The organism is Pseudoalteromonas sp. ATL1, from assembly GCF_058933015.1.
Genome location: NZ_JBZYXL010000001.1, coordinates 248599 through 262196, shown reverse-complemented (window position 1 = coordinate 262196; position 13598 = coordinate 248599). Strand labels below are relative to the sequence as shown.

13 protein-coding genes and 1 pseudogene are annotated in these 13598 nt (G+C 43.5%); 8 read left to right on the top strand and 6 right to left on the bottom strand.

All coding sequences use genetic code 11. The features are described from left to right. The first annotated feature begins 48 nt into the window (after positions 1 to 48). From AC5FX4_RS01125 to AC5FX4_RS01115, 3 genes are read left to right on the top strand one after another with little or no spacing between them, the layout of a single operon-like run. Positions 49 to 867: a CheR family methyltransferase gene (locus AC5FX4_RS01125; protein ID WP_493604715.1), complete on the top strand. Its 819-nt coding sequence runs from the start codon at positions 49 to 51 to the stop codon at positions 865 to 867. After that, positions 864 to 1481, top strand: coding sequence for a chemoreceptor glutamine deamidase CheD (gene cheD, locus AC5FX4_RS01120; protein WP_493604714.1), 618 nt, complete (start codon positions 864 to 866; stop codon positions 1479 to 1481). Before AC5FX4_RS01125 ends, cheD begins: the two co-directional genes overlap by 4 nt. Before the next feature lie 8 nt (positions 1482 to 1489). Beyond that, the gene (locus tag AC5FX4_RS01115; protein WP_493604713.1) at positions 1490 to 2515 is read left to right on the top strand and encodes a protein-glutamate methylesterase/protein-glutamine glutaminase; all 1026 of its coding nucleotides are present in this window, start codon (positions 1490 to 1492) and stop codon (positions 2513 to 2515) included. A gap of 2 nt (positions 2516 to 2517) precedes the next feature. On the opposite strand, the gene AC5FX4_RS01110 is transcribed toward AC5FX4_RS01115, so the two are convergent. Then, positions 2518 to 3546 carry a polysaccharide deacetylase family protein gene (locus AC5FX4_RS01110; RefSeq protein WP_493604712.1) on the bottom strand — a complete coding sequence of 343 codons (1029 nt, stop codon included), beginning with the start codon at positions 3544 to 3546 and terminating at the stop codon, positions 2518 to 2520. Here AC5FX4_RS01110 and AC5FX4_RS01105 point away from each other — a divergent pair. Beyond that, entirely contained in the window at positions 3526 to 4854 is a 1329-nt protein-coding gene (locus tag AC5FX4_RS01105; protein WP_493604711.1) for an MATE family efflux transporter, read from the top strand. The two genes, AC5FX4_RS01110 and AC5FX4_RS01105, sit on opposite strands and share 21 nt — an antisense overlap. Here the strand turns inward: AC5FX4_RS01105 and AC5FX4_RS01100 are convergent. Beyond that, a complete protein-coding gene (locus AC5FX4_RS01100) occupies positions 4802 to 5077 on the bottom strand; it encodes a hypothetical protein (RefSeq protein ID WP_493604710.1) in 276 nt (91 codons plus the stop codon). The genes AC5FX4_RS01105 and AC5FX4_RS01100 overlap by 53 nt on opposite strands. 3 nt (positions 5078 to 5080) lie before the next feature. Continuing rightward, a complete protein-coding gene (gene nfuA / locus AC5FX4_RS01095) occupies positions 5081 to 5656 on the bottom strand; it encodes a Fe-S biogenesis protein NfuA (RefSeq protein ID WP_493604709.1) in 576 nt (191 codons plus the stop codon). 146 nt (positions 5657 to 5802) lie between these two features. On the opposite strand from nfuA, the gene AC5FX4_RS01090 reads away from it, so the two are divergent. Beyond that, positions 5803 to 8355 (top strand): M14 family metallopeptidase, encoded by a 2553-nt coding sequence (locus tag AC5FX4_RS01090; protein WP_493604708.1) that lies wholly within the window; start codon positions 5803 to 5805, stop codon positions 8353 to 8355. On the opposite strand, the gene AC5FX4_RS01085 is transcribed toward AC5FX4_RS01090, so the two are convergent. Next, positions 8335 to 8898, bottom strand: coding sequence for a ComF family protein (locus AC5FX4_RS01085; RefSeq protein ID WP_493607751.1), 564 nt, complete (start codon positions 8896 to 8898; stop codon positions 8335 to 8337). The two genes, AC5FX4_RS01090 and AC5FX4_RS01085, sit on opposite strands and share 21 nt — an antisense overlap. 15 nt (positions 8899 to 8913) lie before the next feature. Next, positions 8914 to 9000: pseudogene (locus AC5FX4_RS01080) on the bottom strand (double zinc ribbon domain-containing protein); the annotation flags it as partial. Between the two features lie 78 nt (positions 9001 to 9078). Between AC5FX4_RS01080 and bioH the strand changes: the two are divergent. From bioH to AC5FX4_RS01065, 3 genes are all read left to right on the top strand, one after another. Beyond that, positions 9079 to 9816 carry a pimeloyl-ACP methyl ester esterase BioH gene (gene bioH, locus AC5FX4_RS01075; RefSeq protein WP_493604707.1) on the top strand — a complete coding sequence of 246 codons (738 nt, stop codon included), beginning with the start codon at positions 9079 to 9081 and terminating at the stop codon, positions 9814 to 9816. Between the two features lie 102 nt (positions 9817 to 9918). Continuing rightward, positions 9919 to 10227, top strand: a complete 309-nt coding sequence (locus tag AC5FX4_RS01070) for a hypothetical protein (protein WP_493604706.1) — start codon at positions 9919 to 9921, stop codon at positions 10225 to 10227. A 16-nt stretch (positions 10228 to 10243) separates the two neighbouring features. Then, complete coding sequence (locus AC5FX4_RS01065) at positions 10244 to 11155, top strand: putative metalloprotease CJM1_0395 family protein (protein WP_493604705.1); 912 nt, start codon at positions 10244 to 10246, stop codon at positions 11153 to 11155. Between the two features lie 51 nt (positions 11156 to 11206). Here the strand turns inward: AC5FX4_RS01065 and AC5FX4_RS01060 are convergent, their stop codons facing one another. Continuing rightward, positions 11207 to 13519 carry a Tex family protein gene (locus tag AC5FX4_RS01060; RefSeq protein WP_493604704.1) on the bottom strand — a complete coding sequence of 771 codons (2313 nt, stop codon included), beginning with the start codon at positions 13517 to 13519 and terminating at the stop codon, positions 11207 to 11209. Between the last annotated feature and the right edge of the window lie 79 nt (positions 13520 to 13598).

The following is a 13598-nucleotide window of genomic DNA, read 5'->3' as shown; positions in this document are numbered from 1 at the left end:
ACGGAGCTATTGGCCTAGCTCCGTGGTTTTATGTACAGGGGTGGCGATATGAGAGAATTTCTCTTTACAGATGATGATTTCGAAGGATTGTCAAAGCGAGTCTATAAAGCGTGCGGCATCGTTTTAGGGCCTCACAAAAAGGAAATGGTTTATTCTCGTATTGCTAGGAGAATTCGCGCGAATGGATTGAACTCATTCAAGCAGTACATTGATCTTGTAGATAGCGATAACATTGATGAATTTAGCCATTTTATCAATGCGATTACGACGAATTTAACTTCATTTTTTCGTGAAAAGCATCACTTTGAATATTTATCTTCAGTGGTTATTCCACAATTACTAGAAAAAAATGCAGCATCCAAGAGAGTTCGCATCTGGTCCGCTGGGTGCTCGACTGGTGAAGAGCCATATAGTATAGCGATGACTTTGCAAGGACGTTTCCCCTCGAATTGGGATGTGAAAATTTTAGCGACTGACTTAGACTCAAATGTGTTAAACAAAGCCCAAAATGGGGTTTATAACGCGAAAAACATAACAGGTATTGAACCAGAGGAAATCAAAAAGTGGTTTCTTAAGAGTCCAAATGGTGAATCATACAAAGTGAAGCCTAGCTTACAGGGATTGATCTCATTTAAACGCCTTAATCTTTTAGAAAGTTGGCCAATGAAGGGTCCATTTGACCTTATATTTTGTCGCAATGTACTCATTTATTTTGATAAAGAAACAAAAGACCAGCTATTTGCAGGTTACTACAATTTGTTATCACCGGGAGGCTATTTATTTATTGGACACTCGGAAACAATGGGAAAAGAGCATACAGAATTTCGTAACTTAGGTAAAACAATGTATCAAAAAGGCCAATTATGAATAGTCACTTTTCACCCGTATTGTCTGGGTTTGAACATGTGAAGCGATTCTGGGACTCAGGTCGCTCAACAGTTGTGGCCAAAGTGTTGCCGGGAGAGTTTTACGTATCACGAAACGATGAATATATTTCCACTGTTCTGGGCTCGTGTATTGCAGCTTGTGTCTATGACGAAACACGTGGGGTGGGTGGCATGAATCACTTTATGCTACCGGGGGCAAAGGATATCAAAGATATTCATGCGGATGATCTCAACTGTCGGTACGGCAACTGGGCGATGGAATATCTGATAAATGAAGTGATCAAGAATGGTGCGTCTCGTTCTAACTTGAAAGTGAAGTTATTCGGCGGTGGCAAAATTATCCGAGCGATGACGGATATTGGCATTGGGAACATTCGCTTTGCACATGCCTATGTTGAAGAAGAAGGGCTAGAGCTTGTTTCTCACGACGTTGGAGGACCTTGGCCTAGAAAAGTGATGTTTCATCCCCAAACTGGTAAAGCTCAGGTTAAAAAACTTAGAGAAATGCATAATGACACCATTGAGAAACGTGAAGTTCGCTATCTACATGATATCGAAGCGCAAGACGCAACAACTGACATTGAGCTGTTTTAGGAGGGATAATGATCAAAGTACTGGTTGTTGATGATTCCCCTTTGATCCGTGGGCTGTTAACTGAAATATTGAACCAAGCTGGTGATATCAAAGTGGTCGGTGCGGCAGAAGATCCATACAAAGCAAGAGAAATGATCAAGGAGCAAAATCCTGATGTACTTACTTTGGATATAGAGATGCCCAAAATGGATGGTATTAGCTTTTTACGCAACCTGATGCGCTTAAGGCCAATGCCAGTCGTAATGATCTCTACGCTGACTCAGCAAGGTTCCCCAGCAACGCTCGATGCATTGGAAATTGGAGCGGTCGATTTTATTGCAAAGCCGGTAGCCAATGTGGCTGAAGAGTTACAAGGATATGCGCGTACCGTACATGATAAAGTTCGTGCCGCAGCCGGAGCACGAGTTAGATCTTTTAAAGCGATACCAACAGAGCAACAAGATAAATATAAAGGTATGCGCTTTAAGGCGGGCAGCGTGATTGCCATAGGAGCCTCAACAGGAGGAACAGAGGCGATTAAAGAAGTACTGACCAGATTGCCCGAGAACACCCCGCCTGTTGTCGTAACTCAACATATTCCTCCTGTATTTAGCACCTCATTTGCTTTAAGAATGGATCGATGTTGTGCCGTAAAGGTAAAAGAAGCGCAAACAGGAGACATACTGCAAGAAGGGCACGTATTTATTGCGCCTGGCGATCAACATTTAAAAATCATCAGCAAGCAAGGAAAGCTAATATGCCAACTTGAAGATTCTGAACCTGTTAACCGCCATAAGCCCTCAGTTGACGTCCTTTTTGATTCGTTAATTCCATTAGGAAAGTCAGTCCATGCGGCGTTGTTGACTGGAATGGGTAGCGATGGGGCTAAAGCACTATTGAGACTGCTTGAAGCTGGGGCTTATACAGTTGCCCAAGATGAAAAGACTTCCGTTGTGTGGGGAATGCCGAGGGCGGCAGTAGAGCTCGGTGCTGCCAAAGTCATAGCTCCACTGCAAGAAGTAACGGAAACACTGTTGAAAGCGTGTAAAAAATAATATTAATCCGTGATCACCCAAGGTTGGGAAAACCAATAGAACTCACCAGGCGCGCTATTGGCAGGGGCCGTACAATTATATCGTGTACGGCCTAAGGGCAAGCTGTCCTTTGCTGTAATTCGTACACTCGTTTCGTTAGTCCATGTAATGTTCGCGTTGGCTTGGCCTGACACAAAACAATTGAATTGCGCTCTATCAAAAGTGATGGATTTAAAATTGATGGTGATACTAGGTGGGTTATCCGTTGATACTGAATCGGTATAGTTCAATGTTTCGATAGTAAAAGGATGTGCGTTGAGTTTTGTTTTAAGAGTCGATAAATCTGCATATATCCCTGAAGCAGGAAATCTAGGGACCCGAGTAAAGTCTGTGCTTGCACCAACTGCGCCCGAATGTTGGCCAATACCAATCAAGCCTAACTCTTTCACGAGCGATTGCAATGAGTTATTAAACTCGCCGTATGGGTAAGCAATCATTTTTGCATTATGGCCTATTTCTTCCTTTATTCTTTGCTCTGCCCAAAGTAAATCAGCTTTGATTCGTTTGTACCATTGTGTCTGAGATTCATTTGAGCGTCTTTGATGCAGGTAATCATGTTCAGCACTATGACTGGCAATGAGTGCGCCACGCTTCGAAAGATGTTTTAATTGCTGCCATGTCATGACATAGCTTTGCTTGCTATCAATGAGTTTTGGATTGACAAAAATAGTATAGGGAAACTTAAAGGCTTCCAATATAGGTGCGGCTTGCTGAATATTGTTCTCGTAGCCATCATCAAACGTAATGGCAACTGATTTTTCAGGCAATGGTTGGTCATTTTTAAGCGCTGAGAGCAGCTCATCGAGTGGTAACACGTTAAACTTTTCTGCTTTTAAATATTCTAAGTGTGTTTTGAACTGAGCTGGGCTAACTGATGTCACAGGGGGCAGTGTTTCGCTTACATGGTGATACTGTAGGATCACCGATGCCATTGCGCTTTTTGCACTCAATACAAAGGGTAACATTAAACAATGAAGCAATTTTTTAGCCATTATAAATCGTACCACCTGAGTTTGTTATTGCTGGCTGGGCCGATGATTTTATCAAATATTTCGGTGCCCTTACTAGGCTTAGTTGATACTGCTGTGATCGGCCATTTATCATCAGCGCATTATTTAGCGGGAATAGCGCTAGGGGCAAGTAGTATTGCGGTACTTTTTTGGCTCGCTAGTTTTTTGCGTATGAGTACAACTGGTATGATAGCGCAAGCGCATGGTGAACAAGATAAAAAGAAGCTTATTGCCCTTTTGCAAAGCAGTGTAATACTTGCGCTTGTTTTTGCGTTTTTATTGATAATCCTACAAAGCTTTTTTCTTTTAGCGATCGCTGATTTGTCGGGGGCCTCTGCTGATGTGATGGCGCAGGCAGAACGTTATTTTTCTATTCGTATTTTTAGTGCGCCTGCTGCGTTATGCAATCTTGTATTTCTCGGATTTATGTTAGGCATGCACTTTGGGAAAGGCCCTTTCTACTTAGTGCTATTTACTAACATCATCAATATTGTGTTGGATGTTGTGTTTGTCGTTGGCTTTAAATTGGGTGTTGCAGGCGCTGCTTGGGCGTCTCTCATCGCGGATTACTGTACTTTGGGTTTGGCTATTTATTTGCTATCGACTCTTTTTGAAAAGCATCAACTTCATTGGTCTTGGGCTTTACCGAGTAAAGAGCGCGTTAGCCAATTATTGACACTTAACCGAGATATTTTCTTACGTTCTCTCATGCTGCAGTTGTGTTTTAGTTTTATGACTTTTTATGGCGCGAGACTAGGCGAAACGACGCTCGCGGCCAATGCGGTACTGCTTAACTTCTTAATGTTAGTCAGCTTTGCTTTGGATGGTATTGCCTATGCGGCTGAAGCAAAAGTAGGGCATGCGAAAGGTCAGGCTGAGCCTGAGTTAATTAATCTTTGGGTAAAAATAAGTCTATTCTGGGGAGCTGTATTCGCGGCACTTTATTCACTGGCATTTGTGTTATTTGGTGCGGATATAATTGCCTTACTAACGGACCTGCCAGATGTCATTGATGAAGCTGTGCGTTATCTACCTTGGCTTATCGTTTTGCCGTTGATTGCTATGGGCTGTTTTTTGTTTGATGGGGTATTTGTCGGTTTAACTCGAGCAAAAGAGATGAGAAACAGCATGTTACTGTCTGCAAGTGTTGGTTTTTTTCTACCTTGGTGGCTGACAACATCATGGCTAAACCACGGCCTATGGCTCGCAATGAGCTGCTTTATGGCGCTGCGTGGTGCTAGCTTGTTTTATCGCTACCATCAGTTGGTTCGTCAGGGAAAATTGCTATAATAACTTGTGCAAAGCGATTGGCGAAAATACCTAAATAGCCCCAACCGGCAAAGAATAACGCGGGTAAAAGCAATACTAAACCAACGATTTGTACCAGCGGCTCGATATAGTAACCATATGCAATTGCTGTAGCGGAACAAGCAAATAGCCCCAAACCAATGAAAAATCGTTTGAGGCTAAGCTTTGGGTTTTGGCCCAGTTTATAGACTAGTTGCCTAAGCATGGCTTAGTAATATGAATGTTCGCCAGCTTGGTGCTCAGTGATATCACGTACGCCAGTGATCTCTTCAAATTTTGCGATCATTTCTTTTTCAATGCCTTCTTTTAATGTGACATCGATCATAGAACAGCCGTTACAGCCACCACCAAATTGCACCACCGCGATACCATCAGCCGTGATCTCAATAAGGCTTACTTGACCACCATGATTGGCAAGTTGCGGGTTCACTTCAGTGGTTAGCATATGCTCTACTTGTTCATGCAAAGAGGCGTTTTCACTGAGCTTTTTCGCTTTTGCATTGGGTGCTTTTAAGGTTAACTGAGTGCCCATTTTGTCTGTTACAAAATCAATTTCCGCTTCTTCTAGAAATGGTGCACTTTCTGCATCAACAACCGCATCAAAGCCGTTAAAAGGTAGGCGTATATCGGTTGGTTCAACGGCATCTGCCGGACAATATGATACGCCGCATTCTGCTTGAGAAGTGCCTGGATTAACAACAAAAACGCGAATGTTAGTGCCTTCTGCTTGATCTGAAAGGAGTTTGGCAAAATGTGTTTGAGCTGATTCTGAAATTGTGATCATAACTGTGACTATACTTGACTAATTTACTCGGTTAATGCCTATGATACTCCCCTCATCGTGTTGTCGCTAGTGTTGAACGTAAAAATTTGGCATCGCCTGAATGCCTTGCTAGCGTAAAACGACTTAATCGTTGTTAAGGTGCTAAAATGCGCTATTTTTTTGTTGTATTCATGTTGGGGCTGCAAAGCATTATGTGCGCAAGCGCCAAGCCGCTCGATTTTTATTTTTCGGATGCGGTGAAATTTGATCCTAACATTAGTAAGCCAAGTGAGGTGCTGGGCTATGAAGTAGGGCAGTGGCACGTACGTCATGATCAATTAGTCACCTATATGAGACTGTTGGCTGAGCAAAGTGATCGAGTGCAAGTCGAAACGATTGGCTATACCCATGAACAGCGTCCTTTGCTGCTGCTAACAATTAGTTCTAAGTCTCAGCTCGGTAATATTCAGCAAATTAAACAACAACATGTTGCTCGCTTGAGTGATACTTCTTTGAGCAATAATGGTCCAGCTGTCTTATGGATGGGCTATAGCGTGCATGGTAATGAACCGTCGGGTAGTAATGCTTCTATGCTGGTGGCCTATTACTTAGCGGCTGCTCAAGGTGAAGACGTTGAAAGTCTATTGAACAATACTGTGATCCTCCTTGATCCTTCTTTAAACCCTGATGGCTTGGCGCGTTTTGCGCAATGGGCGAATAGCAATCGAGGCATGACACTATCAGCCGATCCGCAGCATAGAGAGCATGTGGAAAATTGGCCATCTGGCAGAACCAACCATTATTTATTTGATTTAAATCGTGATTGGTTATTGCTACAGCATCCAGAATCAATCGCTCGCGTTAAAAAGTTCCACGAATGGAAGCCAAATGTGCTCACTGATTTTCATGAAATGGGCTCAAATAATAGTTATTTCTTTCAACCTGGCGTGCCATCTCGTACCCACCCACTCACGCCAGATGAAAACGTCACGCTCACTAACCAGTTAGCGACTTACCACGCACAAGCGTTAGACAATGAAAAACAGCTGTATTTTACACAAGAGAGCTTTGATGACTTTTATTATGGCAAAGGTTCGACCTATCCAGATGTGAACGGTGCCGTTGGTATTTTATTCGAACAAGCAAGCAGCCGTGGACATGTTCAAGATACAGTGAATGGTCGATTGGAATTTCCGCAAACGATTAAAAATCAACTGACAACGAGCTTATCGACTTTTACTGGCGTGATGAATAACAAAACCAAGCTCTTGAAATATCAACAAGCGTTTTATGAAGAAGCGAAAAAGCTTGCGAAACAGGAAAGTTACGTGGGTTATGTGGTCTCTGCCAATGGTGACAAACAAAAATTTGCTGATTTTTTAGCGTTGCTTGCAGCCCATCAAATCGTTGCGTATCCACTTCAGTCAAACTATCAAACGCAGAATCATGACTACAATGATGGCGATGTGTTCGTGCCATTGCAGCAACCTCAATATCGCCTCATTAAAGCGCTTTTTTCAGAGCAGACCTTATTTGCGGACAATACATTTTATGATGTTTCAGGTTGGACGCTCGCTCATGCATTCAATTTGCCGTTTGATAAAGTGAAGAACGTAAGAAAATTAACGATTGCTGACAAGCCTTGGCAGCGTATGCCAGCAAAGGTGTCTGACGCGCTGAAAGAGGCGTATGCATATGGTTTTTCTTGGCAATCTTTTAATGCGCCTAAGCTGTTAAATTACTTACTATCTAACGGCATTAAAGCCAAAGTAGCCACGCAAGCGTTTAGTGTGCAAACCGACACGGGCTCTGAGAATTTTGAAGCCGGTAGTATCGTGATCCCAGCGGGTCTGCAAACTAAAGGGGAGTGGCTCGCGACGCTCAATCAAGCCCAGATTCTGTTTGACGTAAATATCAAGATGTTTAAATCGGGGCTAACGAGCGAAGGCATTGATTTAGGGTCACGTTTGATGCATCCACTGACTGCACCCAAAGTATTGTTGATAGGCGGTGAGGGTATAAGCCAATACGAGGTTGGCGAGGTATGGTATTACTTAGATAAACACATTGGCATCGCGCCTACGATTATTGAAAAATCACGACTACCACAGGCATCGATAGCCCAATATAGCCATATCATTCTGGTTGATGGACGTTACAACGATGTTAGTGAACAAACGAAAGCTAAAATAACAACTTGGGTTGAGCAAGGCGGCGTCCTTTGGGGGCATAAACGCGGTGCCAAATGGCTCGTTGACAACAAATTGCTCAAGTCACAAAGCATCAGTCAACGAGAAATGGCGGAGCAATTTGATAGCAAAGATTTGAGCTATCAAGATCAAGACATGCTAGCGGCAAAACAGCGTATCGCTGGTGCGATTTTTTCTGCTCGACTCGATCTGTCTCATCCATTGAGTTTTGGTTTTCAAGGCGACAAGTTACCAGTTTTCAAAAATAGCACTTGGTTACTTAAAACCCCCGAACAGCCTTTTCTAACCGTTGCAAAATACGACAGTGAACCTCAGTTAGCTGGGTACAGTGCGGCTGAGAATACGAAAAAAATAGCCGATCAAGCTCTCTTGGTTGCGCATCGATATGGTCAAGGCAGTGTCATTGGCATGACGGATAATCCCGTATTTCGTGGTTATTGGTATGGGACGAGCCGACTATTGAGTAACGCCTTGTTTTTTGGTCAGGCTTTAACTGTCCAAGGGCGTTAGTGCTGTTGCAAATACCCATACTTGTGCAGCGCCAGCGTTTAGACACGTGCGCGCTGCCTCATTTACCGTGCTGCCTGATGTAATTACATCATCGATAATAACAACTCGCTTATGGGCGAGTGAGATATCTATTGAAAAGGCCCCTTGAATGTTTTTTTGTCGTTGTTTTCGGGTTAATTCGCTTTGTGGTTTTGTTTGTTTAACGCGCTTAAATGCATTACACACCGAGTGATGTGGCACAAGTGTAGGTAGCCAAGTTTGATAAACTTGGTTAAATCCTCGTTGAGCAAATCGAGTACTAGACAAAGGAATAATGAAACATAGATCGGGTTTAAATCGATTTATGCGCCAAAATTGATTCATTTGTACCGATATAATTTGCTGAAGTGCAAATTTGTAACAGGCTTGTTGGTTAAACTTGTAGCCTGATAGCCAAGATTTTAGTACGCCATGATACCAGCCACATGCTACAAGCCCCTCGCAATCTGGTAGGTCAAACGTCCTGAGTATATTAGGTTGCTCGAGTAAATTCCCTGATTTCAAGGGGATATAAGGAAAGTCTTCTAGACAGTGTGTACACAAACTTTTCGAATGAGTGATAAATCGTTGGCAGCATAAACAGCGGGGTGGAAAAAACCAATTCATAAGCATGATTGCATCCTTGCATTGCTTTGTACTTGCAAGCCGTTATTATAGCCGCACCAGACTTTTAGGGGGCAGATAATGGCTCAAGAACTAGTGTTTATTCATGGATGGGGGATGAATCAATCGGTATGGCAACTCTGTGTTGATGATATTAAATCTTGGTACAAAGATGAAATTAAATGCCTTAATATCCCAGGCTTTGGTGGCGCACCGTTGCCAAAGGGCGAGTATAGCTTTAGTTCAGCTGCAGAGTTGCTAGCAGAACAGTTAAGTGCAAACAGCACGATAGTGGCTTGGTCGCTGGGTGGTTTATTTGCGCTATATTTAGCGAAAAATTATCCAGTAAAAGTTAATAAAGTAATTCTGGTTGCCTCATCTCCTTGTTTTGTTGAGCGTGAGGGATGGTTTGGTCTTAATGAGCAAGTGCTTAGCAACTTTGAACAACAGTTATTGCACAACAGCGATAAAACGATCGAGCGCTTTTTAGCAATTCAGGCAATGGGCAGTGAGCATGCTAAAGATGACATAAAAGTACTAAGAGCGTTATTGAGTCGGTCACCTAAAGCGGATGAAGAAGCACTCAGAGCCGGGTTAGAAATCCTTAAGCAGCAAGATCTAAGAGGCGACTTTAGTCAATTGGATACGCCTATTTATGGTTATTTTGGACGCTTAGACTCACTCGTGCCAAAAAGGGCATGTCAACAAATGGCACAGTTGAATCCGCATTTTCAGTTTGAAGTATTACCAAAAGCATCGCACGCACCGTTTATCTCTCACAGGGATGAGTTTATATCTTACCTTAAATCAGTACTTTAAATTTTAGCTCTTTAGAATGGTGTAAAATTTAATAACTCATACTTTATTTTTATTATTTTTTGAGTAATAATTAACCATATCTATAACTGTCAGGAGAGCGCGATGCCAATTGGTGATGTGTTAAATAAGGGCCTTGAAGGCTTTAACAGAGCGAGCCAAGGTGTTGAGCGTGCCACAGCGGAGATTAACCGTGCAACGGTGCAAAGTCAGTCTGATGAACAACAAGCGCAGCAGCGTCAGTTGCAAGCTGCTGGGTCGGATGAGGCGACCACAGCCCCTGTTTCTCAGTCTGCTAGGCTAGATGAGGCTTTAGTCAATTTGAAAGTTGAAGAGTTTAATGCAAAAGCAAATGCTCAAACTATTCGCACGGCAGATGAAGTATTAGGTACTTTGGTAGATATTAAAGTGTAGTTATCTAGACAATGTCATGAATATAGTAACGCCACCCCCGGCGATGAACTTGAATACCGCAAACGTCTATACCGAAACGGCTAGGCGAGACAACCAGCTACGCGAAATTATTCCTAAACCCCCCGCATCAGCAGCAAGCTTTACCGAAAATAAATCTGCGAATGATGGTGATAAGACAAAAGCAACATCACCTGACGATTCGTCGTTGTACAGCAATAATGGGCAGCTAGCGAAGCAAAAAACCATTGAAGAACGTGAGCAAGAGCAAGGCCAGCAGAGCAAAGAACAGCAAAGCGATGAAGATGAAAATCAGCAAGATCCTCAGGCTGAAGAACAGCAGCGAGAACAAGAGCAGCAGATCCAAGAATTAAAAGCGCGTGACACTGAGGTTCGACAGCATGAACAAGCGCATGCCAGAGTCGGTGGTGTGCATGCTGGTTCACCAAGCTACGAATATCAGCGTGGCCCTGATGGGAATAAATATGCGGTAGGCGGCGAAGTCATGATTGATGTCGCTGAGGTGCCCAGTGACCCGCAAGCTACGATTGATAAAATGCAAACGGTTAGAGCTGCGGCGCTTGCGCCGGCGGAACCATCAGGCGCTGATAGAGCGATTGCCGCAGATGCCTCACGCAAGATGCAAGCCGCGCAAGCAGAATTAGCCACTCAACTGATCAGCGGTGAAGAAAGTGAAGATAATGGTAATAGCGTCGGCACGTACCAATCTCGTCGCCTTAAAGACGATGAAGATGAATTGCCGATTGAGCAGGGGAAGCGCGCAACATTAAAAGAAGATGCTGATCCTTATTCTGTTGCTTTACCGATTGAGAGGGATCCGCAAATCCAAGCGAGAGCTTTAAGGATCAATGATTTTTATCAGCATATAGCGTCGCCAAACATACCGGCATCATTGTCTGTGCAAGTATGATAAATTAAGCTTCTTTGAAAAAGCCGCTTCATTTGAAGCGGCTTTTTTTTGTTACTTTTTAAGTTTCGCAAATGCTTCAGCAAACGCATTGCCCATGGCTGCATTGCCTGCATCACGCTTTGGTTTGGGCTTATTCGAACCTTTGTTGACACTTGGTTTTTTCAAAGGTGCGGTATTTTGTTTGGGGGCCGTTTGTACTTCGTCATCTAGGCGCATTGTAAAGCTGATGCGTTTACGTGGAGCATCGACTTCAATTACTTTTACTTTCACGATGTCACCGGCTTTGACAACTTCGCGAGGGTCCGAAATGAACTTATTCGTGATGGCCGAGATGTGAACGAGGCCATCTTGGTGAACACCCACATCAACGAATGCACCAAAGTTAGCCACATTTGACACGACACCTTCCAAAATCATGCCAACTTCAAGGTCGTTAATGGTTTCAACGCCTGCTTTGAAGGTGGCTGTTTTGAATTCAGGTCGAGGATCTCGGCCTGGTTTATCTAACTCTTTAATGATGTCAGTGACTGTAGGCAAGCCAAACTTTTCGTCAGTAAAGTCATTAGCAACTAATTGATTTAAAAGTTCTGTATTGCCTATTAGCTCGCTAACAGCAATTTGCTTGGCTTCACAGATCTGCTTAACAACCGGATAAGCCTCAGGGTGAACGGCAGAGCTGTCGAGCGGATCTTTACCATTGGCAATTCTAAGAAAGCCTGCAGCTTGTTCAAATGCTTTAGGCCCTAGGCGTTCTACTTTTTTAAGCTCGCTACGGCTGTTGAATGAGCCATTAGCATCACGATATTTCACAATGTTGCTAGCGAGGGTTTTGTTAAGGCCTGATACACGAGTCAATAGAGGTACCGATGCTGTATTAACATCTACGCCCACAGAGTTTACGCAGTCCTCTACCACCGATATAAGGCTCTGGCCTAGTTGGCTTTGCGATACATCGTGTTGATATTGGCCAACACCAATTGATTTTGGTTCGATCTTTACAAGCTCAGCTAGCGGGTCTTGTAAACGGCGCGCGATTGACACAGCACCGCGTAGCGATACGTCTAAATCAGGAAACTCGTTGGCCGCGAATTCAGATGCGGAATAAACCGATGCACCCGCTTCACTGACCATGATCTTATTCAGTTTCAGCTCACTTGCTGCTTTCAATAGCTCACCTGCAAGCTTATCTGTTTCGCGCGAAGCGGTACCATTACCAATGGCGATTAACTCAACCTTGTATTGGCGACATACTTGCTCAAGTGTACGTAACGATTTATCCCAGTGATTTTGTGGGGCGTGTGGATAAATTGTGTTAGTTGCTAAGAGTTTACCCGTTTGGTCAACAACAGCGACTTTACACCCTGTTCGTAGTCCAGGATCGATCCCCATTGTCACACGAGGTCCAGCTGGTGCAGCCATTAACAAATCTTTGAGGTTTTTGGCAAACACATCAATGGCTCCCATTTCGGCTTGTTCGCGTAAAGTGCCTAAAAACTCATTTTCTAAATGCAGTGATAGCTTTACTTTCCAAGCCCATTGGACAACTGTCATTAACCATTTGCTTGCAGCGGCATCAGTCACATTTAATTTGTAATGATCTGCTATCATTTGTGCGCAAAACTGCTGTGCATCTTCAACATCAGGCTCTGGGTTAATTGATAGTTGTAATACGCCTTCATTACGTGCGCGAAGCATTGCAAGCGCTCTATGAGAAGGGACTTTGGCCAGTTTTTCACTGTGCTCAAAGTAATCACGATATTTACTGCCTGCTTCTTCTTGGCCTGCGATCACGGCCGATTCCAATTGGCCATTTTGCTTAATGTGGTTACGGAATTTTGCAAGGAGCTTAGCATCTTCGGCAAAGCGCTCCATAAGAATGAATTTCGCGCTATCTAAGGCTGCTTTTGAGTCTTCAATCCCTTTGTCTTGGCTGATATAGGTTTCAGCCTCTTGCTCAGGCGCAAGGTTAGGGTTAGAAAACAGTGCGTCAGCAAGCGATTCTAATCCCGCTTCTATGGCTATTTGTCCTTTAGTGCGACGCTTAGGCTTGAAAGGTAGGTATAAATCTTCCAATTCAGTTTTGCTTTGGGCTTGCTCAATGTCGGCCTTGAGCGAGTCAGATAATTTACCCTGCTCATCAATGGTGTTTAAAATGAAGCTACGACGCTCTTCGAGTTCTCGTAGGTAGCTGAGTCGCTGTTCGAGCAAACGCAGCTGGGTATCATCTAGTCCGCCAGTTACTTCTTTACGGTAACGGGCAATGAAAGGCACTGTAGCCCCTTCGTCAAGTAATGCGGTTGCAGCAATGACTTGTTGCTCTTTGGCGTTTAGTTCCTGTGCTAAACGAGCCGAGATGTTGCTCATGCAAAATCCTTATAAAGTTCAATTAGATACGCTATACCAATTTGGCGTGCGTTAATAGTAATATCATATCACAGCGATA